Annotated in this window: 29 protein-coding genes; 3 read left to right on the top strand and 26 right to left on the bottom strand. The window is 36.7% G+C overall.

The annotated features are described in order from the left end of the window. Positions 1–29 precede the first annotated feature (29 nt). From galU to F3D3_RS04625, 7 genes are all read right to left on the bottom strand, one after another. The gene (galU, locus tag F3D3_RS04655; protein WP_069871651.1) at positions 30–890 is read right to left on the bottom strand and encodes a UTP--glucose-1-phosphate uridylyltransferase GalU; all 861 of its coding nucleotides are present in this window, start codon (positions 888–890) and stop codon (positions 30–32) included. Positions 891–897: 7 nt separating this feature from the next. After that, positions 898–3312: an ATP-dependent DNA helicase gene (locus tag F3D3_RS04650; protein ID WP_069871649.1), complete on the bottom strand. Its 2415-nt coding sequence runs from the start codon at positions 3310–3312 to the stop codon at positions 898–900. Between the two features lie 182 nt (positions 3313–3494). Next, positions 3495–4244: a lytic transglycosylase domain-containing protein gene (locus tag F3D3_RS04645; protein ID WP_069871647.1), complete on the bottom strand. Its 750-nt coding sequence runs from the start codon at positions 4242–4244 to the stop codon at positions 3495–3497. Positions 4245–4470: 226 nt separating this feature from the next. Then, positions 4471–6228: a HAMP domain-containing sensor histidine kinase gene (locus F3D3_RS04640; RefSeq protein ID WP_069871644.1), complete on the bottom strand. Its 1758-nt coding sequence runs from the start codon at positions 6226–6228 to the stop codon at positions 4471–4473. Further along, the gene (locus F3D3_RS04635; RefSeq protein WP_069871642.1) at positions 6229–6900 is read right to left on the bottom strand and encodes a response regulator transcription factor; all 672 of its coding nucleotides are present in this window, start codon (positions 6898–6900) and stop codon (positions 6229–6231) included. Between the two features lie 10 nt (positions 6901–6910). Continuing rightward, positions 6911–7384: a hypothetical protein gene (locus F3D3_RS04630; protein WP_069871639.1), complete on the bottom strand. Its 474-nt coding sequence runs from the start codon at positions 7382–7384 to the stop codon at positions 6911–6913. A gap of 21 nt (positions 7385–7405) precedes the next feature. Further along, a complete protein-coding gene (locus tag F3D3_RS04625; RefSeq protein ID WP_069871637.1) occupies positions 7406–8230 on the bottom strand; it encodes a hypothetical protein in 825 nt (274 codons plus the stop codon). Positions 8231–8425: 195 nt separating this feature from the next. Here F3D3_RS04625 and F3D3_RS04620 point away from each other — a divergent pair, with 195 nt between their 5' ends. Both F3D3_RS04620 and F3D3_RS24890 read left to right on the top strand, forming a co-directional pair. After that, positions 8426–8824 (top strand): HI0074 family nucleotidyltransferase substrate-binding subunit, encoded by a 399-nt coding sequence (locus F3D3_RS04620; protein WP_069871636.1) that lies wholly within the window; start codon positions 8426–8428, stop codon positions 8822–8824. Then, positions 8821–8946 carry a hypothetical protein gene (locus tag F3D3_RS24890; protein ID WP_255364369.1) on the top strand — a complete coding sequence of 42 codons (126 nt, stop codon included), beginning with the start codon at positions 8821–8823 and terminating at the stop codon, positions 8944–8946. Before F3D3_RS04620 ends, F3D3_RS24890 begins: the two co-directional genes overlap by 4 nt. A gap of 1577 nt (positions 8947–10523) precedes the next feature. Here the strand turns inward: F3D3_RS24890 and F3D3_RS04615 are convergent. The 16 genes from F3D3_RS04615 to F3D3_RS23225 are packed head-to-tail and all read right to left on the bottom strand — an operon-like array spanning position 10524 to position 23142. Then, the gene (locus F3D3_RS04615; RefSeq protein WP_069871634.1) at positions 10524–10799 is read right to left on the bottom strand and encodes a hypothetical protein; all 276 of its coding nucleotides are present in this window, start codon (positions 10797–10799) and stop codon (positions 10524–10526) included. After that, the gene (locus F3D3_RS23230; protein ID WP_084388822.1) at positions 10796–13159 is read right to left on the bottom strand and encodes a hypothetical protein; all 2364 of its coding nucleotides are present in this window, start codon (positions 13157–13159) and stop codon (positions 10796–10798) included. Before F3D3_RS23230 ends, F3D3_RS04615 begins: the two co-directional genes overlap by 4 nt. 36 nt (positions 13160–13195) lie before the next feature. Beyond that, positions 13196–13870: a hypothetical protein gene (locus tag F3D3_RS04605; protein ID WP_069871632.1), complete on the bottom strand. Its 675-nt coding sequence runs from the start codon at positions 13868–13870 to the stop codon at positions 13196–13198. A 23-nt stretch (positions 13871–13893) separates the two neighbouring features. Further along, the gene (locus tag F3D3_RS04600) at positions 13894–14370 is read right to left on the bottom strand and encodes a hypothetical protein (protein WP_069871630.1); all 477 of its coding nucleotides are present in this window, start codon (positions 14368–14370) and stop codon (positions 13894–13896) included. Positions 14371–14379: 9 nt separating this feature from the next. After that, on the bottom strand, positions 14380–14841 hold the full coding sequence (locus F3D3_RS04595; RefSeq protein WP_175438294.1) for a hypothetical protein: 462 nt from the start codon (positions 14839–14841) through the stop codon (positions 14380–14382). A gap of 35 nt (positions 14842–14876) precedes the next feature. Continuing rightward, on the bottom strand, positions 14877–15314 hold the full coding sequence (locus F3D3_RS04590; RefSeq protein WP_069871626.1) for a TadE/TadG family type IV pilus assembly protein: 438 nt from the start codon (positions 15312–15314) through the stop codon (positions 14877–14879). Positions 15315–15317: 3 nt separating this feature from the next. Then, positions 15318–16217: a type II secretion system F family protein gene (locus F3D3_RS04585; protein WP_069871624.1), complete on the bottom strand. Its 900-nt coding sequence runs from the start codon at positions 16215–16217 to the stop codon at positions 15318–15320. A 9-nt stretch (positions 16218–16226) separates the two neighbouring features. Further along, the gene (locus F3D3_RS04580) at positions 16227–17120 is read right to left on the bottom strand and encodes a type II secretion system F family protein (RefSeq protein WP_069871622.1); all 894 of its coding nucleotides are present in this window, start codon (positions 17118–17120) and stop codon (positions 16227–16229) included. Beyond that, positions 17117–18505 (bottom strand): CpaF family protein, encoded by a 1389-nt coding sequence (locus F3D3_RS04575; protein ID WP_242877077.1) that lies wholly within the window; start codon positions 18503–18505, stop codon positions 17117–17119. The genes F3D3_RS04580 and F3D3_RS04575 overlap by 4 nt, the downstream gene beginning before the upstream one ends. Continuing rightward, entirely contained in the window at positions 18502–19683 is a 1182-nt protein-coding gene (locus F3D3_RS04570) for a ParA family protein (protein ID WP_069871621.1), read from the bottom strand. The genes F3D3_RS04575 and F3D3_RS04570 overlap by 4 nt, the downstream gene beginning before the upstream one ends. Then, positions 19683–20852, bottom strand: a complete 1170-nt coding sequence (cpaB, locus tag F3D3_RS04565; protein ID WP_069871619.1) for a Flp pilus assembly protein CpaB — start codon at positions 20850–20852, stop codon at positions 19683–19685. Before cpaB ends, F3D3_RS04570 begins: the two co-directional genes overlap by 1 nt. Positions 20853–20867: 15 nt before the next feature. Further along, entirely contained in the window at positions 20868–21278 is a 411-nt protein-coding gene (locus tag F3D3_RS04560) for a TadE/TadG family type IV pilus assembly protein (protein ID WP_069871617.1), read from the bottom strand. Beyond that, complete coding sequence (locus F3D3_RS04555; protein WP_069871615.1) at positions 21275–21904, bottom strand: hypothetical protein; 630 nt, start codon at positions 21902–21904, stop codon at positions 21275–21277. The genes F3D3_RS04560 and F3D3_RS04555 overlap by 4 nt, the downstream gene beginning before the upstream one ends. Before the next feature lie 15 nt (positions 21905–21919). Continuing rightward, entirely contained in the window at positions 21920–22411 is a 492-nt protein-coding gene (locus F3D3_RS04550) for a hypothetical protein (RefSeq protein ID WP_069871614.1), read from the bottom strand. A gap of 12 nt (positions 22412–22423) precedes the next feature. Beyond that, a complete protein-coding gene (locus tag F3D3_RS04545; protein WP_255364375.1) occupies positions 22424–22966 on the bottom strand; it encodes a prepilin peptidase in 543 nt (180 codons plus the stop codon). Next, the gene (locus F3D3_RS23225; RefSeq protein WP_207645345.1) at positions 22966–23142 is read right to left on the bottom strand and encodes a Flp family type IVb pilin; all 177 of its coding nucleotides are present in this window, start codon (positions 23140–23142) and stop codon (positions 22966–22968) included. Before F3D3_RS23225 ends, F3D3_RS04545 begins: the two co-directional genes overlap by 1 nt. A gap of 201 nt (positions 23143–23343) precedes the next feature. Between F3D3_RS23225 and F3D3_RS24885 the strand changes: the two genes are divergently transcribed. Further along, the gene (locus tag F3D3_RS24885; RefSeq protein ID WP_255364368.1) at positions 23344–23475 is read left to right on the top strand and encodes a hypothetical protein; all 132 of its coding nucleotides are present in this window, start codon (positions 23344–23346) and stop codon (positions 23473–23475) included. A 78-nt stretch (positions 23476–23553) separates the two neighbouring features. Here F3D3_RS24885 and tyrS read toward each other — a convergent pair whose 3' ends face one another. From tyrS to F3D3_RS04530, 3 genes are all read right to left on the bottom strand, one after another. Further along, positions 23554–24780, bottom strand: a complete 1227-nt coding sequence (tyrS, locus tag F3D3_RS04540; RefSeq protein ID WP_069871610.1) for a tyrosine--tRNA ligase — start codon at positions 24778–24780, stop codon at positions 23554–23556. 364 nt (positions 24781–25144) lie between these two features. Next, on the bottom strand, positions 25145–26344 hold the full coding sequence (locus F3D3_RS04535; protein ID WP_069871608.1) for an HD-GYP domain-containing protein: 1200 nt from the start codon (positions 26342–26344) through the stop codon (positions 25145–25147). A 46-nt stretch (positions 26345–26390) separates the two neighbouring features. Beyond that, positions 26391–26741, bottom strand: coding sequence for a hypothetical protein (locus tag F3D3_RS04530; RefSeq protein ID WP_069871606.1), 351 nt, complete (start codon positions 26739–26741; stop codon positions 26391–26393). Between the last annotated feature and the right edge of the window lie 113 nt (positions 26742–26854).

Genomic DNA, 26854 nt, shown 5'->3' with positions numbered 1-26854 from the left:
TAGAGGATTGTTCTTAAAAGTATTGATCTCTAGAGGATTGATCTTAAATACGTTCTAAAATCTTCAGAAAGTTCTTCATTTCTTAGGGCATACTCCACAGTCGCCTTTAAGTACCCTAACTTATCGCCTGTATCATATCGCTTCCCTTCAAATTCATAAGCATAAATTTCTTTGTGGTCCAAAAGTAATCGAAGTGCATCTGTCAGCTGAATTTCATCGCCTTTCCCCGGAGGTGTTTTTTCAATCATCTCAAAGATATCGGATGTTAAAATGTATCGTCCCATAATGGCGATGTTTGAGGGTGCCTCATCGATGCTTGGTTTCTCAACTAAGTTTTTGACTTCATATAAAGCATCATCTACTTTAAGACCATCTACGATGCCGTATTTATTGACTTGGTCCTTAGGCACCGATTGCACACCGATGATTGTACTCTCATACTTTTCATACATATCTGCAAGCTGTTTAATGCATGGCGTATTCGAATAGACGAGGTCATCTCCTAATAAAAGTGCGAAAGGTTCATCCCCTACAAAGGTCTTTGCACAGTAAACGGCATGGCCAAGTCCCTTTGCATCCCTTTGACGCACATAATGAATGTTCGCCATGTTCGAAACGCGCTCCGTTAAATCAAACAGGTCTTCCTTATGCTTATCTTTTAAAAGCAATTCAAGCTCAGGAGAACGGTCAAAATAATTCGGGATCTCCTCTTTATTTCTACCAATAATAATGAGTATATCTTCAATCCCAGCATCAATTAATTCCTCAACGTTGTAGTGAATTGCTGGACGGTCTACGATGGTCAACATTTCTTTAGGCATTGACTTTGTCGCGGGTAAAAATCTTGTTCCAAATCCAGCTGCAGGTATTACGGCTTTTCTAACTTTCATCGTTTGGTCACTCCTCCCAAAAATTTTGAATGATTTCTTTTGAAGTTTCTCTACGAGCTGTGGTATGTCCCCAGTCTCTTGGTAAAAGTCTTCTATAATAGCGGTTGGACAGTCGTTTATCGAGCAAGATGATAACGCCACGATCTGTTTCACTCCTTATGACCCGGCCTGCACCTTGCATGACTTTGTTGATGCCAGGATACTGATAAGCAAATTCAAAACCTTGTTGATTGTACGCATCAAAATAAGACTTGATCAGATTGTTTTCAAAACTCATCATGGGTAGTCCCACACCTATAAGCGCAACCCCTATGAGCAAATTTCCAGTGAGATCAATCCCTTCTGAAAAAACACCCCCAAGAACCGCAAAGCATATAAGTGATTTTCCCCTATGAACTTCTCCCATCTCCTCATATGTGTTTCTGAGGTTTTGATGGTGCACAAATTGATAGAGAAAAGCCTCTTTGTCTTGATCATCCATTTCACGCTCTTGAATCATTATATCAAATGCCATCTCGTATTGGGCTATAAATAAATCCGTCACATGTTTTAAGTATGTGTAAGAAGGCAAAAAAACCATATAATTACCCACTCTACTCATACCCATATTATAAAGATAATCACAGATTGGAGAAAGCGCTGATTCTCGATCTTTGTATTTTACAGAAATATCTTCACTAAAGAGCACCAATTTCCGATTCGGATCAAACGGAGAAGGTAACTTTAATTTTTTGGCGCCCTCGTCCCCTGAAAGGATCTTTTGATAGTAGTCAAGTGGCGACAATGTGGCCGAAAAGAAAATCGTCGCTCTGCTGTTGTTTATAAATCGCATAAGCTGAGATGCCGGATTAATACAAAAAAGCTTAAAGGTTGTTTTAACGGTATGCCCTTCTGTGATATAGAAAAGAAACCCCTCATCGTAGAGTTCACTAATTCTCAAATAAGTCAGAATTTCAAAGTAGAAATCTAGCACTAAATCGTATATCTCAGAACCTTGACTTTTAATAAGCCATTTTTCAAGTATCGTAGAACGTCTTTTAAGCTGTGTGTAAATGTCCGCAACTTCATCCTTATCCACATAAATGCCCTCTTCATCGCATCGCTTACGAATCTCAAGCATCATCTTATTAATCCCATCAATCTGCTTCATAAGAGATTTGTCATATGCTTTAAGCTCATTTTTAATGGCCATCACTTTATCTTTGTGCAGTTCAGCAGAATACATCGTTCTCGCACGATCCACGAGGTTATGTGCCTCATCTACTAAAAAGGCAAAACTCTCTGTGGGGGCATCAAAAAAACGCCTTAAATAAACTCTGGGATCAAAGGCATAATTGTAGTCACAAATAATCACATCTGAAAAAAGTGCCACATCTAGCGAAAATTCATATGGGCATATCTGATGCTTTTGTGCAAAAATTTCAACCGTATCCCGACTGAGTACCACATCTTCGTGAAGCAAATCCCAAAGTGCATCATTGCATCTATCAAAATGACCTTTTGCATAGGGACATTTATCTGGATAACAAGTGGTTTGATCTAAAAAACAGATTTTATCCTTTGCCGTCAAAGTCAACGCTTTCAACTTTAGCGCATGACCACTGTGATTATGAAGGCCCTTTAAAGTATCCTCAGCCACCTTCTTAGTAATCGTTTTAGCACTCAAATAAAAAATTTTATCAACTAAGCCTTCATTCATGGCTTTTAAGGTCGGGAAAAGAGAGGAAATGGTCTTGCCAATACCCGTTGGTGCTTCTATAAAAGCATTTTGTCCATTTTTAAACGCATTATAGACACTAACCGCCATTTCTCTTTGACCCTTGCGATAACTTGCAAATGGAAAAGTCAAATCACTCAAGCTATCATTACGCTTTTTTTGCCAATTCTTTCTATAAATTACCCATTTTTTATACCGCTCCACAGTCTCTTCAAAAAAGGCAACGAGTACTTTGCGTTCGTAAGGTACTTTTATGCGCTTAACGCTTAAGGATTCAAAGTCAGCATAGGTGAGTTGAATGACGACTTCATCCAGACCCTCCGCTTCACAAAATATCGCACCATATACTTTCGCTTGTGCCCAGTGAAGAGGGTATGTATGTTCATCAATATCTTCTAAAAAAGCACTTGTACTTTTGATTTCATCAATGGTGAAACCTGCTTCTGTCCTGAGTATGCCATCCGCTCTACCACTGACCACAAGCTCAATTGGCGTTTGATCATAAGGATCTATAAATTCAAACTTTTTTTGCAAAAAAACTTCTTTTTCATAGTCAACGCCTTGTGAGTTCTGTATACGCTGATGAATGCGTGTGCCGTCAGCAGCTCTAGACTTACCTTGAAATCTCAAATCCAAATCACCACTTCTATACACAAACTCCACAAGACCTCTTACAGATATCTTGCTCAAATATTGATCTGCCATTATTAACTCACCTTTATCAGTATAATGCATCTCAATTGGTCTTTGATTAGAAATACATTAAAATTTATTTGTGAACACGTGTTCGTTCTATTGTATCAAAAAAAGAGAAAAAGAGCCATAGCTTTAAGTATGACTCTTTTTGAGCATTTGCATTATGGGTTGGTTCTTTTTTAACAGGCCTTTTAATTATTTAAGGCCACATATTTTTTCTCTCTGCTGAGTACAGATCTTGAATACGTTGTGGAATACGTCTGATTCAGTGCATAATACTTTTTAAGGTTATTTGGACCTCTGTTGTATTCAGATAGAATCCTTTCAAAATTTGAACCATGAGAATTCATGAGAATATCCAAATATTTCACACCCAAGGCTATGTTGTAATCTGCATCAAAGATGCGGTCTGGATCATACGTTAAGCCAAGTTCGTTCCCGTACTCTGTCGCCAGCCATTTCTCTGTACCCGGTATGATCTGCATAAGACCCCTGTCTTGATCTGCTCCAACTAAATCTTCATCAAAATTACTCTCGATTTCCATGATGGAGAGTATTAAAGATACCGGCACATCATACTGGTCTGAATATTTTACAAGTGCAAGTGCACTCTCTGAATCCAGTGGTGTCTCATCCACTATTTTTTGACTTCTTTCCAGTTGAGATGAATCAAACTCAGTAAAATCGATGAACTTTGACAACCGCTTAAATTCATCGACCATGCCTGATTGGTTTGACAAAGTCATTTTTGCACTTTCCAAAGATGCTGTTAGTGATTCAATTTTATTTTCTTGTTCCGTTATTTGTGATGTTAATAATGCATGCTCGTTTTCGTAAGTTTCGATTTTTTGTGCCGCTTTGATCTGCTGGAAAGCCAACATGATCACAATGAATAGTAGCGTAATAAAAGCACCATAAAAAATCTTTTGCCTTGCTTCCATGATATCAACCTTTCTTAAAAAAATGAAAACATAGCTACGCGCTATGTTTGTTTTGACTTTTCAAATTATAACACACACCTTGAGTCTGTCAATTAAGAAAATGTAACTTATGTTGTTAACCACTAAACAACTAATCGTTTTTCCTTAATCTTACACCTTGGAATCTGTTGATATCACTCGTCTTATATGAAATTATTCAAAATAGTTCATTTTAGCTTTATATGTTTTATACAATACCATTTCCATATTTGCCCATTTCAAAATAAAAGACAACGCCTTCTACAGTATTTTCAACCCCAAAGATTGCCTGATGCTGCTCCAATATCTCCTTTACTATGGCAAGACCAAGCCCACTTCCGCCCAGTACTTTTGACCTAGATTCATCTACTTTATAAAATTTATCCCAAACTCTATCCAATTGCTCATTGGATAATGGTGCACATTCATTTTGGATTGAAAAGCGAATGCGCCTTTCGGCAACACTTGTTTTAATTTCAATTGTCGTATTAGACTTTCCATATCGCACAGCATTCGATACAAAATTCGCCACAACGCGCTCAATTTTACGATAGTCACCAAAAACTTGATCGTATTCGCATTGTTCGAAGGCAAAATTCATCCCTTTCTCCAGGGCAAAATGCGTCTGTTTTAAAATGACATTTTCTATCAACACGTTGATTTTAAAGATCTCTAGCTCAAGTCTATACGCGCCCGTTTGAAGTTTTGAAAGTTCAAGCATATCTTTAACCAGAGCTTCTATGGTGGTGATCTCTTCTAATATAACACCTGAATAATAATCCACGTCATTTTCCACAATGCCATCTTGTAGGCCCTCTGTAAAGGCTCTAATGACACCAATTGGTGTTTTAAGTTCATGAGAGATATTACGAATAAACTCTTTTCTCATGTTTTCAAGTTTTCGATCTTTTTCAAGATCATCAAGCAGTTTGGCGTTCGCATCATTTAAGGCTTTAATGCTGCTTTCCAAATTATAAGAAAGTTGATTTAAACTCCTTGATAATCCACCAATTTCATCATTATGCTTAATTTCAATATACTCATTGAAATCAAAATCAGCCATCTTCTGTGCTTTTTGCTCAAGTTCAATCAAAGGATTTGAAATCATTTTAGAGAATATAAACAAAAATATGGCACCGATGAGCAGAGAGCCTGTGATTAGAACAGGATAGAAGTCTGAAAGCGCTTGAGTGGCTTCTATAATGGGTTGCTGTTGAGTCATTATAAAGATACTTTTAAGCCCTTTACGATTAGAAGGGAACACCTTTACAATTTGTTTCTTTCCAGACATTTTTTCAGTATATATGAAGCTTTCATCATCAATGACACCACTTTTAGGTGTAAAGTAGTAGTAATCCACTACACCCGCAATTCCCGTGTAATCCACACCAAAAATAAGATCCTGTAAATCTGGAATATTAAAACGAATAACAGTTCCCTCTACTTCATCCACTTTTAATCGATCATTAAGCCGTGGCTCAATCACATTAAAGACCATAACATCATTTAAAGTCATTTGCATCAGCGTGATGTTTTTCTTCTGATCACCCCAAAGATAGCCCTTTACTACAATTCGATCTCCAGCGTGGACATCCAGTTTCATGTAATCTGACTTCTGTAATACATTGTTTAATTGAACCTCATAAACCCGACCCTTATCATTCAATATGAAAATCTTATATTTACTTTCATTAATAATGCCGTAGTAATTGTCAATCATGGCCATTTTGATGTCATTTTGATTTTCAAAATACTGAATATTTTGCTCTAACTCTGCTTGACTCCAATCAGAAGACTCATATAATGCCATAAAGTCAAAGTACTTTTCATCAATATCATTAATTTTGCGTTCAAAATAATATTCTTCAAAAGACTTTAATTGAAGTTTAAATGCCACAGATACAAAGAATACTAAAAACAGGGTTGTCAAGACAAAAAGTCTAACCACGACACTTGATCGTTTCATCTATTTCACCTCAAATTTATAACCAAGTTTGACAATTGTTTTAATCGCATCACTACTATGTGGCAACTTTTTACGCAGTTTTTTAATATGAGTGTCCACTGTGCGGTAATCCCCATAGTAATCATAACCCCAAACCTTGTTGAGTATCGTTTCACGAGTAAGTACTGCATTTCTATTTTCAACGAGCAAAAGTAGTAGATCGTATTCTTTGGGACTCAATTTAACTTCTTTTCCCATATCATAAACTTCATAATTTTCTTTATAAATTTTTAAACCGCTAATTTGGATGTAGTCTTGAGCCTCTGTTTTATTGCCTAGCCGCTTAAGGAGTGCATTTACTCGTGCCACAAGCACTTTAGGGCTAAAGGGCTTAGTCACATATTCATCAGCACCACAGTCGAACCCCTTAATCTTATCTTCATCATCATCTCTTGCCGTAAGCATGATGACAAGTGCATCCGAAAAGGTCCTGATCTGCTTACAAGCCTCAAAGCCATTGAGTTCAGGCATCATAACATCCATCAAAATCACGTCCACAGATTCCATTTTCACCAGTTCAATTGCAGCTCGTCCATTTTCAGCTTCAAGCACTTTAAAACCCTCCGCTATAAAATATTTGACGATTATCTCTCTGAGCCGTCTTTCGTCTTCCACGACCATTATGGTATACATATCCTATCACCTACTTTTTAATATGCTTAATATACTCTCTTTCGTAAGCCACGATCAATTTTTGAAGTGATTTTATTTCTACATGAGTATAAAGCCAGTCAAAATCTGCCTCCGCATAATTTTCACCTAAGGATACCTTTATTTTATCGGCCAAAACCTCTTGGATATAGTTTTCAACAATGGGATTTATGATTGCATTTAAGGCATCGTCATCCTCACCACCACTTACTTCTGATTTGATTTGGTTGAAAATATCATCGTGGTAATCAACGACATCAAAGACTCTCATATCCGATTGAAGCTTCTTTAATATAATATCAAGTTGTTCTTCAGTAACAGGTTCCTCTACGCGCGTTTCTTCAACTTCTTCTGGAGTCACGGTCTTCGTTTTGACTGTTTCTTGACCACATCCCGTTATAAGCGCTACTAGGACCACTGTAGAAAAAAAGATTCTCTTTAAGCGTTTAAAACTTTTTCCGTTCATCTTCACCCCTATTTTTCTCCATTATTTCTGTTGATTTTTATAGGCTTGCATTTTCATGATGCGATTGGTGTTGATCTGGCTTCTTTCCATTTCCACTTCTTCTGCTTTTATGACCGCAGAATCTTTTTTCTGTAATTCGTTAATCAGGACGCTGATGGTATCTGACATCTGTGATAATTTTGCGATTTTATACTTCCTCTTAATAAGTTCAAGATCATTGCTTGCAAACCCGAGTATAATATTCGCTTCCTTAAAGCTTATTTTTTCTTCGATCAGGCTTATCACTTGGTCTACTAAAGATTGTTTAGTCTCTTTTACACTGACAAAAGGTTTTAATTCACTGGCTACAAACTCATCACTACCCATTAAATAAGCTGCAAGCCTTTGACGTCTTTCAGTTTCTTCATCAATCTTTGAAGGTGGCACTTTGTTTAAATTGGACTTTGCCATAGATTGGAAATCATCTGCTCCTGTGGATTGATTCTCGTCATATAGAGGTTTAAAAAAGCCTTCTAAAAACTCTTCAGTCTCTACTTTTAAAGCTTCTCTGATATCGCCCACTTCGATCACTTCTCTATTGGGTGATATGATATTACTCTCCCTGCGCTGAATAAACTCGCCCTCGTAATAAGCGGATTCCCCTTTTAAGTAACCCTTTTGGTTAAGCGACTCGAAGGCAAGCTTTGCCCTTACAGTAGAACATCCCATATAATTGCCAAGGACTTCTGAAGTCAGTTTAGAATCTTCTTCCATATTGAGTAAGATTAATAAACACATCTTTTCATAGATGTCTAAATCATCATCTTTTAACACCGTATTTAATGTATCTTTAAACTCTATCGTCACGGTTATTCTCCTCCCGTTTCCATTATAAAATTCATTTTCTAGTTCAAGACATTAAATGTCTTTATACCATTATATCGGGAGTTATGCACTTTATCTAGGTTTTCTCAGATTTAATTTTATGTAGAGGCTATTTGACATCCCATAACCACTGAAATATAATCATTATAAGATATAAAACAACAAAGAGGTACAACTATGGATAAAGAAATACGCTGGCATCAGCGCTATGAGAATTTAACCAAAGCATATAAACAATTTAAGGAAGCTATTGATCGATATGAGGAACTCTCTAAACTCGAAAAAGAAGGCTTAATTCAGAGATTTGAGTACACTTTTGAACTCTCATGGAAGACACTTAAAGATTTTCTTGAATCAAAAGAAGTCCCTGCCAATTTTCCCAGAGAAGTTATAAAATCAGCCTTTCACTATGAAATTATAAAAGAGGGCGACATTTGGATGGACATGCTCGAAAAACGAAATCTTTTGGTATACACTTATGATGAAGAACGCTTTGAGTTTGCAGTTAAAATGATAAAAGAGTCTTATGCAGAAGCCATCAAACAAGTCTTTGACTATTTAGGTGAACAATTATGAATTTTGGACTGTCTGACAAAAGTCTCAATATGATTATTAATGCGATTAAAGCTTGCCCTAATCTCGAAAAAGCGGCTAAGCGTCCAGCTCAACGAAGAATTGCCTTTGCCCTATTATTTTGATGTGCTTCATTATGAATCTCTAACAAGCGACAGCATGAGGCAGCATATTGATCAATATGCTAAAACTATTTTTCACAGAAGCACATAGTTTAAAAAATATAACCTATTTGTAATTATCAAAAAACTCGGTAGTTCTCTAAAATTAGAGCAGCTCACCGAGTTTTATTTTGGCTTATAAGAGGATAACGGTGTCCGACACTTTTTTGGGAAGTAACGCCCTTGGCCTTTACTGTATCCGTTCATTTTGCTACATTTGTTCTGTCAAATCAGGAGTTACTTCCGGTTGGGGTGTGCAACTCTTTATGCAAGTCTATGTCAACATAAATATGGTCTTCCTTGCGCTTATTCATTTGCATTTTCCTCCTGTCAAGATTTTCGCTTACGCGAAAACTGCTTGCGCCACCCTTGTTCGTCGGGTCCTCTTTTGGCAACCGAATTACAACCGGGGCTGATAAGTCTCTCTCTTGGAATTACATCCTCTGACAACCAAGGGGATACGTCAGTACTTTTGTTTTGCAAAAGTCACTCACTTTGTTCGTGCCCCCACTTCTTTACGGGACTAGGTGGGTAAGTATTATTGGGTCTGGGAGAACCAGTCCCGTAGCAAGAGTACGCCCTGTCAGAAACAGGTAACTTCTGGAAATAGGCTTAACTATCTCGAAGTCGTGTGTGTGATATTAACTCTGGTTCAACTCGATTACAAGTCAAACTTTGAGGAAAATGTTGAAAACACTGTGATTCATAAATAATAACAGCAGAGAAAGAAAAGTATTAAAACCTTTTTCTTCTCTGCTGTTGATTGATAATTATTGATTTAGTTCTGGTCAGTCCAGCTAGGATTTCGGAGAAACCGTCGCCCCCCTTAAATCCCCCAGTTGCGTCCCAGTTTACCACAGACAAAAATAACCGTCAAGGGTGGGTTCACCATGAACCGAGGGGTAGCAGAAATGACATTTAGTCTAGATGATTGAGGGCAGAACTTTTAGCTGAGAAGTAATGCTGTTTTTAAACTTAAACCATTGGCATCACTAGGATAAGAGATTATCTTGCCTTTGTATGCCCCACGTTCGCCCTGTGTCGCCCTTTCTATTCCTCAGCCGAGCAAGGATGCCATTGAGGATTATCAAAGCCGAATTTGGGGCTTTGTGACCGATTGTTTTGTGAGCAGCCATTCAACCTGATAGAGACTAAAACATTGCCGTTACTGGCGTCTGAGTTTATTCGCCCATCTGTCGCACACGTTCGCCCTGTGTGGCGTTTACCCATCCCATGTAGAGTAAAGATACCACTGGGGATGAGAACCGCCTGTTTGGGGCGAATTTGGCGAGCGTTCCACTTCGCCTTTTTAGGGCAAAACCAGTGACTGCTCGAATATTATTTCGGTGCGGGATAAAGCCGCGTGGTCGCCTTGCGCCTGCGACAAAGCACAAACGCCGGCAATGCCGACGTTTGTAAGATGCTTATGACGTGGTCGAAATGACCCGTTGTGTATCAGATGGGTGGTCGGAAGTGCTCAACAACCGCCATTTAAAGCCATAGCATAGGTGATATCTACGTGTCAATTCGAACTTGTGACTCTATCGATTTTTAATTTTCTTATAGAGTTCGTAGAACTTTAGCAATTCAATACCAAGCGAATCGCTGAAATCCCAAGAATCTACAATGAACCTTGGATAACTTGGCACAAATTGATTCGAATCCCTGATATTGTTCATTTTATTCAAATCAAAAATTATAGTTTTTAGTTGTTGATTTGATTTATCTTTCAGACCTTTTCTCACTAAATCCATTTCGCTTTCAACAGTTTGAATTAATTCGATATACTTATCTTCAAACTCTTTCACTCTTATCATTTTGACAACGCCTCCAAACTGTTAATATACCATTGCTTAGCTCCTCCTACATACTGCGAACCATGCTGTAGTTGAGGGGCTGCATTACCTGTAATCATTGATGTTCCGCTTTTAACCTGAAATTGTTGTAATCCAGACATGGAATTCCACTGATTTGGCAATGCTAAATTGTTTCTGTTTGTAGTAGGTGAAAAAGTCTCAAACAAGTATCTACCTTTTTCTTTAGCATCCCCACCATAGAATCTAATACCATATGTTGCATCGCCAGCGGTCTCCATTTTTATGGTTCGTACGTCAAACGATTCGAGGATCTGTTTTCTGTACTCTCGTGGAACATTTTGAGATTTGAGGAATTCTGAAGCTTCTTTGACTCCTGCATATACATCATTCCCTATTCCTGTCCCACCCTCAAAAACACCATCAATTTGCTTTATTTCTTTCCCAGCAAACATTTGCAAATCAAACCTAGCGATTATTGGACTTTTCTTAGCTACATCATCTAATCCCGCACCAGATAACGATTTCATCGCATTTTTTATTGGATCTACGCTGTTTTTTACTACCGTTCCTACTTCATCTGCACATTTTACTGCGCCTATTACTGGAATTAGTCCCACAACATCTAATGCCGTTTGACCTGCATGACCCCATGACCATTCCCAATGAGTAAGGTCATAACCAACATCTCTTAAATCTGCTGGTAAATCTACGCCTAAAAGGCCAATTGCAATTTGACCTACAGTTCCTAATAAGGTCACATCATCAGTGAAATTTCCTTTGATAATTTGATTCAATGACTTTGCTAGATAATTTTTTGTTCCCTCTACAATTGATGGAAGCTTATTCTTTACAAATGAAACTACATTCGTTTTTACAGCTGATGCAACTCCTATTCCGAAGTTCCTTACACTATTGAATGTATTTTTCACACCTGAGCCAATATTACTACCTAGTGTTTTAACACCTTTTACAACATTTGATCCAAGTGTCTTGGTGCTCTCGATGACACTACTGCCAAACTTCTTAGCTGTACTAAAGGCACTTTTCACGCCTGAGCCAATATGACTACCAAGTGTTTTGACACCTTTTACAACATTTGATCCAAGTGTCTTGGTACTCTCGATGACACTACTGCCAAACTTCTTAGCTGTACTAAAGGCACTTTTCACACCTGAATTTAGCTTACTTCCAAATGATTTTACACTACTAAATGCCTTCTCTGCCTTACTTTTAAACTGGCTTCCAAAGCTCTTTGCTGTTTTACTGATGCTATTTCCAAAACTCTTTATGCCACTAAATGCTTTTGAGAACCCTGATTGGGTTTGACTGCTTACGCTTTTAGCCACATTACTGCCAAATTGCTTAACACTATTATAACTCTTTGTGACAATACTTTTTGTGTTTTTTGCAAAACTTGTCACCGTTTGCCGCGATTTGAGTGCAAACCTTGAGACTGAGGTCTTCATCTTATCTAATGATGAACTTACACCCGATCTAATGGTTGCTCCAAATTTGCTCACATTTGATTTTGCCGTGCTTACTGTGGATTTCAGCTTTGTAAATGATGCTTTGATACTGGATGCCACACTTCTTGTTGCTTTATAAGTTTTATTCACCACAGATTGGGTTGCTTTTTGGGCAACACTCGATACTTTTTTTACCGCTGTATTTACATATTTCGTCGTGTTACTTACTATTTTACCTATTTTCTTTGTGGTATTACCTATCGCTGTTTTGATTGCATTTTTTGTCGAACTGCTAAATCGACTTGTGACATTACTGACGACTTTTTTAGCCGTACTTGATATTGTTTTCGTTGCTTTTTGATACGTGTTTCTCACAGATGTATTGACTTTTGATACCGTATTTTTCACCGTGCTTGTTACGCGACTTACTGTGCTTTTGATGGTTTCCTTGGCCTTTTGTGCAAAACTTTTACTCACTGGTTTTGAAGGCGTGCGTGCTGGTGGTGATTTCTTTACCACACTTGTTGCTCGGGTTACCTTGCTTGAAGCCGACTTTGCACCACTACTTGATGGTTTACTGGTGGCTTTTGTCGTGGATTTGCTTGCCGAGGGTTTGCTTGAGGTGCTTTTACTTGTGCTCGCCTTACTGTAGCTTGGCTTACTCGGTTTGCTTGGTTTACTCACCTTACTGGGTTCTTTTGTACTCTTGCTTGTGCTACGCGATACTTTTTCATAGCTGCTTCGAGTACTTTTTGAAATCTTCGAGCTTGATTTACTATATGCCGCAAACGACATACTTGATGGCGCATAGGAACTCATTGTCATGAGTAAAAATGCCACCAACGTAATCTTGCTGATGATTCGATTCCATTTGTGATTTGTAAATAGAATCATACTTGTCCTCCTTATTTTTTTTATTCAAAAAGGGGCTTAACCCTGTTTTGATACAAATAATTCAGCTGCATCTATCGATGTGTTTTTTGGGGCTTTATTGTATTTTATAAACACAACAACCGATACTAATGCCGAGACAAATGCTAAGCTTGTAAACATGGAACCTACTCCAGATAATGCAACCCCCACCATGCCTAAAAGTTCCATTAGGATTAATACTTTTAGACCTGTTAGTTTTCGCTCTGATATCATTAAGAGACATTTTAGAATAATGCCAAAGCGTATCCATTTGCCAACGATCACTGCAAATGGAACGACATGACCCATTGCACTTTGATTCCAGTCATTTCCCAACAAAAAGATCGCCAATATCATGACAATGTAGATCCCAATTCGATTGCTCTGATAAGGATTTGACCAGGTCTTGCCTGTGGTGTCTTTTACTTTACCTGCCAGTTTCTCTCCTAGACTTAATACTGAGATTTTTTTAGATAAAACAACATGGTAAAGCACAACCACTATCAAATCTAAAAGCAGAACACTTTGGGCTAATTTTGGACCCATTATGCTCTTATGGGTAAAGCTTGAAATTGTTGCTAATAACCCTGTAACGATTATGCTGAAAAAGTAAAAATCCATTACACCTGCGAATATAGGATGTGGTTTATCCAGATTCATTGCTTTATTGCTCTTACTCTTTTTTTCTTTCATGGTTTCCTCCTGATTTTCAAGTACTATTCTTCGAATGTTTTCCATCTTGTAAAGGCATCTTCGCTCATTGTAAAGGCATCATAGGACTTATCATAAAGTTTATAGGCCTCATCTAGGTTGGCTGTTACAATGCCTTCCCCTAGAAATTCATAGCCCTGCCTTAGAGCATCGATCCCCAGTATAAGCTCATTATGCATTGATTTAACATAATCATTTTTAGGTTGAATGGACTGAGCACTCATCTCTAGTTGATCTATTGCTTCAAGCGACTCAACTACTTGTAGTTTCTGAGCTTCTAAATACTGCGTTTCATCTGCGGATTCGTATTTTGATTCAAATGCAGCTTGTTTCTGACCAATTTCATCAATCTTTTCAATCATTAAATAGGCTTTAATGGTTTTCATATAATCCGCTGTTGCCTTTTGGTCACTTTGTGCACACCCTGTCATTAATAAGAGTAATAATACACTCATTAAGAGTAGGTTTTTTTTATTTTTCATAAGGCAGCCCTATGGGGTTACAACCGAATTCCATTCGGTAATAGCTAAATTGCCATTATTTAATGCCTCTATTGCTTCAGCGTTCAAGCGACTTGATTCAGCCTCATCTTCTTCGAGAAAAGATTGGTGAATAAGGTCAAAACCATTAGCCACATTATCTATCCCTAATTTTAGATTTTCATGAACAACTACTAGAGCTTCATCTGTTACAACGATTGCATTTGCACTTTCTTTAGCTGTTTTCAATTCTGCTTGAATAAGCTCAATCATCTCAAACAGCTTGTCGTTATAACCTTCTGCATTTGGATCCGGATTATCGACACTAAAAGCTGCCGCCATCGAATTTACAGCCTCTACACTTGAATTAAGATTGGAAGATTCTAGAATTTCAACATAAGCATTCATCGCTTTCTCTTCCTCTGATGCACATCCTGCAAACACCACTAAACTGAACAATAATAACCCTGACATCTTTAAAATTCTTTTCATCTTTACGCTCCTTTTAATTAGCCATCTACTTTACAGATCGCTTTTGAATATATCGTTACTTCATTGATCCCTAATATTTTTGAAAAATGTACTGGAACAGTTCTTTGAGAGTAAACCTCAACGATATTGGGTTTAATTGGGTCCGCCTCAACACTAATCAGGATTGCATCTGGCAGATTATAGAGCAGTACATATTCTATATAATCAGCCGCATCCTCTATGATGATCTCTACCTCTCCGGTTTCATCAAAATAGTCATTATCTACTGCAAGTATTGCTGAATCCGAAGCTTGCATTGTCGCTTCATCAAGACCAATCTTAGAATAAACCACATAACCACAATCGATAATCAAGCCTGCAAATGCAAGCAAAACAAACATCATCATAATTGAGATCAGTGCAGTCGCCCCTTTTTCTTCTTTGACAAAATCATGCCACTTATTTCCTTTTGACATCCCTTACACCCCTTGGCTAAACATATCAATCATAGAGAAAATCATTGGTCCAAGCAGAAAGATTACCATAGCAGGAAATACTAACAGTAATAGCGGCAAAAATAATTTCATTGAAGCTTTTTCGGCAAGCTCTTTTGCAAGCGATTTTCTAATGTTCCAACTATTCTCAGCATGTTCCTTAACGATCTTTGCAATCCCGCTATTCCCTTTTTCAAGGCCTTGAATCATGGATGAAACGAAGTAATTAACTTCATCCACGTTTGTACGTAACGCCATATTCTCTAAAGCTTCTGCATTGGTTAGTCCTAAGTGCATTTCTTCAGTTGTTATTTGAATTTCCACAGCCAATGCGTTATTAGGATTTTTAGCAATCTCTTCCATAGCCTGTGTGATATTTAATCCTGCTTCCATCAAAATAGAAAATAGACTCAATACATAGGGCACACTTTTTCGAATTGCTAGTTTTCTTTTTTTTACTTTACCATCAAGCCATTGATTAGGCACTAAATAACCCATAACACTCCCAAGAATCAAGCAAATTAATGTCAACATGTCCTTACTATGATAATAATGAAATCCAAAATATAAGCCTGTAATACCTGTGATGATCACCTTGAGATAGACAAAATCTTCTGGACTTATCATCTTACTCATATTGGCATAATCTAATTTTTCTTTAATTTGAAAGCGCTTTTCAGGCAATATCTTGATGTTGATAATGCGTCGGAGTTTCCGCGCTAATTTCACTAACTGTCTGAGCACCTTATTTTCAATATTGTCATTTGTCAGCTTTTTTTTCTTTTCATTAAATCGCCCTAAAGCACCTCTTTGCTTAAAAAATTGAGTAGGAAACAATAAAACAAAAAATAAGAGTCCGATTGAAATTGCTATAATCAGTTTCATATTGTCTCCTTAAATATCAATATTGATGATTTTTTTGCCTATAAAAAAATTGGCAATTAACATAATCACGCCTAGCGTTGCCAGCAATTTTCCTAAAGGCTTATCATACATTGGATCAAGATACTTAGGAGAAAATAGCATCAAAAGTCCTAGCAGTATAAGTGGCATAAAGGTCAAGAGCTTTGCTTCTGATCTCTTTCCAGCAGTAAGTGTCATAATATCTCTTTTCACATCAATTCTATCCCCTATGACTTCTGTTACATTTGCAAGGACTTCTGTCATGTTGCCACCTTTTTCATGAATGATAACGGCTGAGTTCACAAAAGTATCAACGTCTTCTAATTTCACTCGATTCTTAAAATCATTGAGCACTTTGTCAATCGGCTGACCTAACTGTAAGTCAGATACTATTTTTTCCCACTCTTCAAGAAGTGCATTGTTTTTTTGATGTCTATAAATTCTTTTAAGGTCCTCTAGACACCTCTCAAGTGAAGTCTGAAAAGAATTGCCTGCTTTAAGTGAGTTGGACACAGACTGCATTGCATCTTTGAATTGTATATTCATTTCATGTTTTCTCTTCTGTTTGCGTTCACGTTCCACATATTTAGGATAAAAATAACCCAATATGCCCACTAGAAGCGAAAGCCAAATATTTTTGAGCATAATAAACGAGACTAAAGAGAGAACGATTAACATAACAATTGGGTTATTCAGCAAATGAGTTTGTTTTGATTTGCTACTCGTTTTTTTCTTTTGTAATTTGCGTAATTGAGTCTCCCCTTTGAGAAGTCTTAATGTTTTTTCTGTTGTCCCTTTTTTTACATCTATCCCAAAATAAATTTCATATACAGCCATGATTGAGAAAAAGGCAGCCATAGAAAAACTGAATATAATCATACTCATAAGGCACCTTCATTTATAAAGGGACTTTCATAGTTAAAAATACCAGTGGCGTGAAATTTTTTGGTTATCGCTATGCTATTCCCTTGATATAAAAGTGCACCCTCAGTAGGCGCTTGATTCTGTTCTAAATAGCGTTCTTCATATTTGAAAATATCTTGTGTAACAATGTCTTCGCCATTCATACCTATGACCTCAATGATCTCCACCACTTTTCTCGAACCATCTCTCATCTTACTCAGGTGAACAATAAAATCCACAGCAGAAGCAATTTGTTGACGAATGGCTCTTACCGGAAGCTCCATTCCCGCCATAAGCACCATCGTTTCAAGTCTCATAAGCATATCTTGCGCAGAGTTCGCATGGCCTGTGGACAAGGACCCATCATGACCCGTATTCATGGCTTGAAGCATGTCTAAGGCTTCTCCCCCTCTTACTTCTCCAATGACGATTTGATCTGGTCGCATTCTAAGCGCTGACTTCACCAATTTACGCATTGTGATTTCACCTTTACCTTCTAGATTCGGCGGCCTTGTTTCAAGCCGAACAAGGTTTTGGACTTGGTTAAATTTAAGTTCTGCTGAATCTTCAACCGTAATCACTCTTGAGTCATTTGCAATAAACATACTTAAAGCATTTAAGAAAGTCGTTTTACCAGAACCCGTTCCTCCTGAAACAATAATATTATGTCTTGCCCTTACCATTTTTTCTAGAAGCTCAGACACTTCAGGCGTCAAAGTTCCTTTTTCAATAAGAGATGCCATGTTAAAAGGGCGCTCTGGAAACTTTCTTATGGTTACAGTTGTACCACTTAGTGATATGATGCCTAGTACGATATTTACTCTTGAGCCATCAGGTAACCGAGCATCTACAATTGGATCACTTTCATCCACTTTTCTGTTGATTGGTGACACAATTCGATCGATTACAAACCTTAAATCTTTCTCAGATTCAAACTCTACATAGTGCCCGTTAGGATCTATTGCTCTGGTAATCTTGCCACTTTTCTCAATAAATATATTTTTGCGCCCATTGATCATGATTTCGGTTACTTCAGAGTCTTTTAGAAAAGGTTCAATCACACCAAATCCGAACATATTTTGCATGAGTTGTTCTAACATCTCATGTTTTTCATTTTGAGAAAAAAAGAAAGCAGAATACTCTTTCTCCACAAGTGTATCTATAATCCGCCATCCGATCGCTTTAACTTGCTTCTCAAGGTCTCCTTGTGAAAACTCATCTCTAAGGTCAGAGATACTTTCTTTTGCTTTGTGGATAACTTCGTTTATTTTAGTTTTACGGAGTTTTGTATCGATTGTTAACCCTTTTGAATTATGCTGATCTGCCTCTATCCTCATCTTGTTGTTTAAATAATGTTCAATACTCACTTTTTAAACCCCCATTTTTTCTTAGGATTTTTATTTATAAGGCATAATTTATGCGCAAGCTCTGAAAAAACTTCATTTGTTTTATTGTGATTTTGTAGAGTAATGGGGATGCCCTCATTTACGTTATATTTTATCCACTTCTCCTCTTTAATCACACCGACTAAGGGCATCTGCATCTCAATTTCAAGTTCTTCGTTTGTAAACCCAAGATGCTTTGAAAATCGATTGACAATCAGTACACATTTTTGAGATACACCCACTGTTTTTAAGATTTCCTTTACCTGAATCAACTTCCAGCTTGAAATAATATCTGGGGTAGAAACCAAAACGACTTTATCGCAATCATCAAATATAGAAAGATTTCTCTCACAAATTTCTGTTGAAGTGTCATAAATAACAACATCATAGCCTAAGTTTCTAATCACACTTTGGATTCTCCCCACTTCTGCCGATCGCATCTTCTCCATTTTAATCAGTGAAGAGGACATTAAAATATCGAATTCACAAGTTTCTTGTTGGTATTTGTAAAAACACTCTTCGTGTACATGACTTAAATCTTGTTGATCCATTTCCACCTCAAGTCTTTCAAGTAATTTTGAAAAACCACCATGAACATTAGGCACATGAAGCATTGCGCCAATACTGCCAATTTGGGCCATGTCTACGAGTAAGACTTTCTTATTGGCTTTCGTATATTGAATTGCCAAATTAATTGCAATGGTACTCTTCCCAGAACCACCTTGTGGTGAATAAACACAAAGGTGAATTGTATCTTCTTCCTTGATCACCGTTTTCAGTGCTTCTCTTTTCTGAATAATATTTTCCTTAAAATCTTCAAATAGCTTTTCAGCCAATGCATTTGATGAGCCAAATTTGTAATGCACATTATAACCCAAAGTCTGAGCTAAACGCGTTTTTTCATCCACATATTTATCTGTTATCAGCAATACTTTTCCTGAAAAGTGTTTTTCTATAGTCTCGCTAAATTTTTTTAAATCTTTGATTTTTTCGATCTGTATAATGACCACATTAAACTCTGAGAGCTTATCTTGGTCAATATGATCTTCTTGAACAGGTTCAATGTTGAGCAATCCGTTATATGATTTCTCAAGTGTCATCAATTGATCCAATATAAGATTGTCATAATCCACTATCAAAAGTCGTGTAGGTGCTCTCATCAATTTGCTCCTTCTTCATTTACTGCTAAAGTTTCTCTTATTTTTGATTTTGTGTTTTCATCTAAATTACTGCTGTTTACTTCTTGCAATATTTTTTTTACATCTTCTTTGCGTTGTGCTTCTTGAATAGAATCACTATTGCCAAGTAACCTAAACAGATTGTCTTTTTCAGTATCCGATAAGACGCTGCTATTAATGGCATTTTCTACATTGCTAAATGCATCCAAAGAACTGGATTGCGGTGTTTGTGCGTCAATGAGCTCATAGATGCTTAATTTAACATTATTTGGTATGTTGCTTGACTCAATAATAACTTTTGCCTTTGCTAAGTCAATTTCGCCTTCAAGTGATTTTATAAGTCCTGATTTTATATCTTTAGACAATACCTCATCATTTGAAATAGAAGATATAAGTCCTTCAATTTCATCCACATCTGTCATTGGTGGCTCGGCTGAAAGCTGATATACATGTATAGCTGCTAATGGATCCGTATCTCCTTCCAAAGGATTTAAAATAAGATCAATAACGCCATTGCGTTTTGCAACCGCTAAATAAAGACATTCCTCTGGTGTTGCCATAAGAACATATTGTTTTTTATTGCCGTTAAGTTGTGCGGCATTCTCACTTGATGGCGAAATAATTTTAAAGATCTGAATATGCTGGAGCATCAAATTTGAATAAAGACCGCCAGTACTTTCGTCTGAAGAAGTAAAAATAATATCTACGAAATCCCCTGGTTTAAGTTGCTCCGCTACCGCACCTGTAGAATCGACTTCTATACTAATAATCCGCTTGTCATAAGGAATAAAGTATGCGTCGTCAACCTTTCCGTCATAGTTAAGTGCAATGGCTTTTTCATCATTCATAAGTAAATTGTCTGGCGTTCTTTGAATCGGTTGTTCTTTGCTAAACGCATTTCTTACAATACTTCCTCTTAGTTCACTTATCTGAGAAGCAGCATATGGAAAAAAGCGTTGCTTTTCATCTTTATCTATTTTCACTACTTTAAGATCTGCACTTTCTAATAATGTATACGCTTCAATATCGTGAGCTGCAACCACAATCGGAACCTCACTTTCAAGGGTTCCTAAAAACTGAAAAGTGCTAAATCCTGCAATAATGGCAAAAATAATTGCAATTACAATTTTAAGTTTTACTTTTTTTAACATTCAACACCTCAACTTCTAATTTATGACACAAGTCGTCGTGTAACTGAGATTATACTCACTTTTATCAAAGATCTCTCCCGTTAATGGAAATATATATCTAAATTTATAACTCACTTTTACGCTGACAAGTCCACCCTCCAAATATATATCCACATCTCTATCTGTTCCGTTGATGCCATTATTCAATATATTGTATGCGGCATTTTTTATCATGGTCACTTTGGTTTCATCATTATAGGATTCATCATTAATTACGTAAGAAGCTGTGCGCGCTGCCTGGCTAGATGCAAGTACCAAAAGTGTTTGCGTATAAATCATCATGCCTATTGTTATCGTCGCTAAGATAATCAAAAGCAACACTGGCAAAACAACTGCAAATTCTACAACGGCTTGTCCCTTTTCATCATTTATAATTTTTAGTTTCATGACTGCTCCAGAATATCATCTAATTTTACAGGGTTCACATACGCTCTAATATATTTTTTATTCATGACTTTATAAATTAAATAGCCTAGGCCTAGCGCAATTACGATCCCAATGATGAAAGAAATCATATCAAGTGGGGGCGCTAGAATAAAATAGAGTCCTATGGCTAAATAGAGACCATAGCAGCCTTTTATTAACCCTTTGCCATATTCATTTTGTTTTTTCATTAAAAATATTTGAATCAGTGTTAACTGAACCGTAAAACCATAGAGATCACCCATAACATTATCCAGTAGATCAAAATTGGTATAGTAGATCATTCCGATTATTAAGCTCGAAATTGAGAGACCAAGCCATCCGTAAAAGTATCTGACATCAAATTGATTTGTTCTAATCTGTAGGATCATCTTAAATACAATACTAAATCCAACGAGATAGAATAGAAAAACCAAACTTTCAAGTGATATATCATCTACAAAGCTTAAACCGACAGCTACCGCAAAATATAGAATCCACATGTTTTTTATAAATTGCTCTGAAACTTGTTTATTTTGAATCTTTTTAATGATCAAATTAATAAGCATTCCTATAAAAACTAGCATTATAATACCTGTACCTAAAGCCATTATTTCACACCTCTTTTAATCTGTAATGGACGAATACCAATACTCTACATAATCATAAGCCTGGTTGAGTTGTTCACCTGCAATCTCGAATTCATCTCTATTTCGATTGATATATGCATTAAACAATATCACTGATCCAACCTCCATACTGTTAAGTGCCTCTATCAGCAAAGCATTAATTTCTATGATTTCCTCATTATCAAGTTCAATAGTCGCTAACCGCATCTGCAAATCTTCAATTAAAATTTGAGTATCTTCATAATGCTTATTGAACTCTATATCTTCTATTGAGTAATTTTTATCCTCAAGATAATTACCAATTTCAGTGTAATAATCAGAAAGCTCATCCGTTGCCACTTCCAGATCCTCCACAAAAAACAGGTTGTATAATTGAACATTAAGATAAAAACTTAGATCTTGTTCAAAATCGTCGTTTACAATAAGAACAATTCCTATAATAAGAACTGCTAGAATAGCTGTTAATAAAAAGGCAATTAATTTTTTCATTAAATTCCTCCGTTATAGTACTGTATTTAAAATTGGTCCACAGACCCAATACCAAATTAGTCCAATTCCAATGGGTAGTGCATAGGGAATTGATGACTGAACTAGAGGTGTTTCATTAGCTATCCCTTCTATATTACCTTGGTAAATTAAACATACTATTTGGTTTTTTATCTTGATCAAGCTGCGTTTCAGCTCACCCGTTTTTATCATAACAGCAAATGAAAAGACCCCTCCTGCAATTGCCATATATATATAAACATTTAAAATTGCTGAAAAACCCAAAAAACACCCGATCATCATTAGAAGCTTTACATCTCCGCCGCCTAAATAGCCCAGCAAAAAAGGCACAATCATAAGCACAAAACCAAATATAAAGCCTGATCCACTATAGATTATGCCTGTTAAGCCGCGAATGCCCACACTAAAACATATTCCTGATAGGATTCCAACTAATATGAGTTTATTATTGATTCGCCTTGATTTAATATCTGTTATTATTGCAATTGCCACCAGAGCCACTAGTAGGCACTTCGGTATAACTTCAAGTAATTGCATCATGAACCTGTTGTGCCTTTTATAGCATTCGTGATATCTGTAAACATTTTGACAATTGCATCTTTAAACAGCCCCAATGTCACAATAACAGCAATAACAACAATTCCTAGTACCAAACCATATTCACTTAATGCTTGTCCCTGCTCATCTTTAATTATTTTTTTAATAACTCCCATTTTTATCTCTCCTTTTCATATTTTTTATTTTTTTCCATGCTTAGTTGAATAAAAAAATGGGAAGTCTCCTTCTCGCCATTCAACTTTTTTTGAGATCGAGTTTCTCTTTTTTATCACAACCCTATTTGGACTATATTTGACATCCCATAACCACTGAAATATAATCATTATAAGATATAAAACATTTAAAGAGGTACAACTATGAATAAAGAAATACGTTGGCATCAGCGCTATGAGAATTTAACAATAGCATATAAACAATTTATGGAAGCTATTGATCGGGATGCCAAAACGATTTTTCAAAGAAGCGCATACATTAAAAAAACTCGGTAGCCCTCTAAACGGAGAGAGTCACCGAGTTTTATTTTGGCTAATAAGAGGATTTTCCTCTTATTACTTAATACCTATTACTTATTCCACGATCACCTTATGGAATACTTTCTTGCCTTTACGGATCATAAGCGCATTGTCTTCAAACATCTCCAGTGTGATATTCATGGCAAAATCACCCACCACTTCATCTTTAACAGTGATCCCGTTTTGAGCTACAAGTCTTTTACCTTCACCTTTTGAAGCAATGAGTTCTAAACGCATAAGCAAGTCCAAAAGAGGCATACCATCGCTAAAATCACTTGCTTTTAAAGTAGTTGACGGGATATTTTCACTATCGCCACCTCCAGCGAACAAAGCTTGAGCTGCATCAAGTGCCTTTTGAGCTTCTGCTTCACCATGAATAATCTTCGTAAATTCAAACGCTAAAATTTCTTTCGCCTTATTGATCTGGGCACCTTCAAGTGCCCCTAATCTTCTGACCTCATCCATAGGAATAAATGTCAAGAGCCTTAAGCAATTTTCAACATCTGCATCTTCAACATTTCTAAGGTATTGAAAGAGTTCATAAGGTGAGGTTTTATCCGGATCGATCCAAATCGCACCGCTTTCCGTTTTACCCATCTTTTTGCCTTCACTTGTGAGTAAAAGTTTAAAGGTTAAGCCGTAGACTTGTTCTTGCTCCATACGTCTAACGAGGTCCACACCTGCGATGATGTTAGACCACTGATCGTTACCCCCCAGTTGCATTTTACATTTATACCTTCTATTGAGTTCTAAAAAGTCATAAGCTTGCATGATCATGTAGTTGAATTCTAAAAAGCTCAATCCCTTTTCAAGTCTTTGCTTAAAACACTCCGCTGTCAGCATTCTATTTACAGAGAATTTGCTGCCAATCTCCCTGATAAACGGAATATAGCTGAGTTCATCTAACCAGTCTGCATTGTTGGCAATGTAGCCATTTTCACCATCAAGATTTAAATATTTTTCCATTTGAACTCTTAACTTGTCACCATTTTCAATGATTTGCTCTGGTGTGAGCATTTTTCTCATATCTGTTTTACCAGATGGATCACCGATTTTAGAAGTACCACCACCCACAAGGGCTATCGGTTTATGCCCTGCCTTTTGCATGTGCATCATCACCATAATTTGAATAAAATGCCCTAAATGCAAGCTGTCCGCAGTTGGGTCAAACCCAATATAGAAAGGAACCCTTTCCTTACTGAGTAGTTCTTTTACCTCTTCTTCATGTGTCACTTGTTCGATGTAGCCACGTTCAAGTAAAATATCGTATACATTTTCCATTTTATCACCTCATCATTTATTTATGCTTGCTATTGAATCACCCAATTTGTGTATAAAAAAAACACGGATTATGCTCTCCTAAAGGACGAGAATACCCGTGTTACCACCTTAATTCGTGTTATCAAAATGAAACAACACCTCAAACTGTTTAACGCCCAGCATGCGTAGCAATTTCTCACTATGGCTCACGACCCGTAATTCAAGTATAAATCTCTATGATGCTCCCACCAAATGCATCACTCTCTTAAACCAAAATTTAAACTCTACTCTAATCACTTAAACGCCTATATATTATTTCGTTACAATTAACAATAATATAAACGAATTCTGTCTAAATGTCAATCGTCACTTGAAGCATTTTAATTTATTCTAAGATCTCCACATTGATCCCACGATCTTTGATGAGATTTACAAAATCATTGCCCACTCTTACAAGAGGTCTCGTCGGATAATTGACATCTATAAAGACAATGACACCCTCTTGTCCATTTGAAAGTTTGACTTTCTTACCCAAATAGTACTCTGACAGTTTTTTTATAAATACATAACAGACTTTCGAATCAAAGAGCTTGCCACTGGACCAAGACAAATAATCTGCTGCCAAAATTGGAGAAATTCCTTTTTTATAAGGTCTATCCGTGATCAGAGCATCAAATACATCACATACCATAATGATTTTGGCATAATCGTGAATCTGATTTTCCCTTAATCGAAGCGGATAGCCACTACCATCCATCCGCTCATGATGGTGAAGTGCAGCGTATTTAATGTTACTCGAAACCCCTTTTGTCTTTAGCAAAATACTATATCCAAATTGAGCGTGTTTTTTTATGAGCTCAAATTCCTCTAAATTCACTTGTGTTGGTTTTTTTAGGATAAAATCAGGGACATTTAACTTACCGATATCAAAGAGCATACCAGCCTCACCAATTTCCACAAGTTCCTCTTGAGAATAACCAAGCCATTTGCCAATCATTGTCGCCAAGATAGAAACTCTCAAAGAGTGTCCAAAAGTGTAATCATCTGATGCTTTTAACTGATTGAGGCGTCTTAATACATCATTATTTCTAACCATATCGGGCAGCGTCTCTTCAACATTGCGCCTGATTCTATTAAGGTCCAAAATGCCATCTTCTTGTATTTGAGTGAATATTTTTTTATTATCTTCTATTACTTTCTCATGTCTTACATCTATAGGCAAGTCAAATTCTCCTGTGAGGATATTGACTTCCATATTGGTATTTACAATGCTTCTTTGTGCAGGTTCATAGATTTGCTTTTCAATTTCATTAAGGTCTTTCACGAGTTTTTCAAGATCAAATGCCCTGCCATCAGCTTCTGCTTTTTTGGCAAGATCCTCGACGTTCATATCAATCTCTTCAAACGCTTCATCTTCGTATTCTAATATGAAAATGTCCATAGCTCCCATTTGAGTAATCAGTGCAATGTGTCTTTTAGTCAGTTTTGTACCCCTACTTAAAAGTTCTACAACACCCTCTGTATCCACAATTGGAGCGCCTAAAATCATACCTTCTTCAAGTTGATTAACCTCTATTTTTTTCACTTTACACCACCCTTAGATTATGCTTTCCATTGTATCCCATTCAAGCCTACTTTTCAACATAATACGATTCGATTTCCATCACTAGGCTCTCAGGAAAATCTTCTAGAAATATCGTGATCTCATATAATCGGCCTTCAATCGCTCTAAAGCTTTTAATTCTGCCAATAAGAGAGTACTTTGCTTCTGTAATAACTAAGTCTAGGTTAACAAATTTGTTTACAGGATAAATGCTGCGTGTAATCACAATAATTTTGCCACTCAAAAGCTTTGTGACATCTACAACAAGTGGCATTTCAAGCTCTACAACTTCCGATGCCTCCAAATAAAAAACTTTACTCATTTTATCAGGGACAGGCCTTTGAATTTCTTGGGTTAATAATTTTTGATCTCGCAACATAGTATCACCTACTTTCTATAAACAATTTGTAATTTTCAGAATATTCCTGCATTTGTGTCCTTATATTATTATACCCTTAATGATTTTGATAAAGCAAGAAAATTAGGTCTAAA

The sequence above is a fragment of the Fusibacter sp. 3D3 genome (assembly GCF_001748365.1).
Taxonomy (GTDB): Bacteria; Bacillota; Clostridia; order Peptostreptococcales; family Acidaminobacteraceae; genus Fusibacter_A.
Note: the sequence above shows the minus strand (reverse complement) of the source record. Positions and strands in the feature narration are given on the sequence as shown.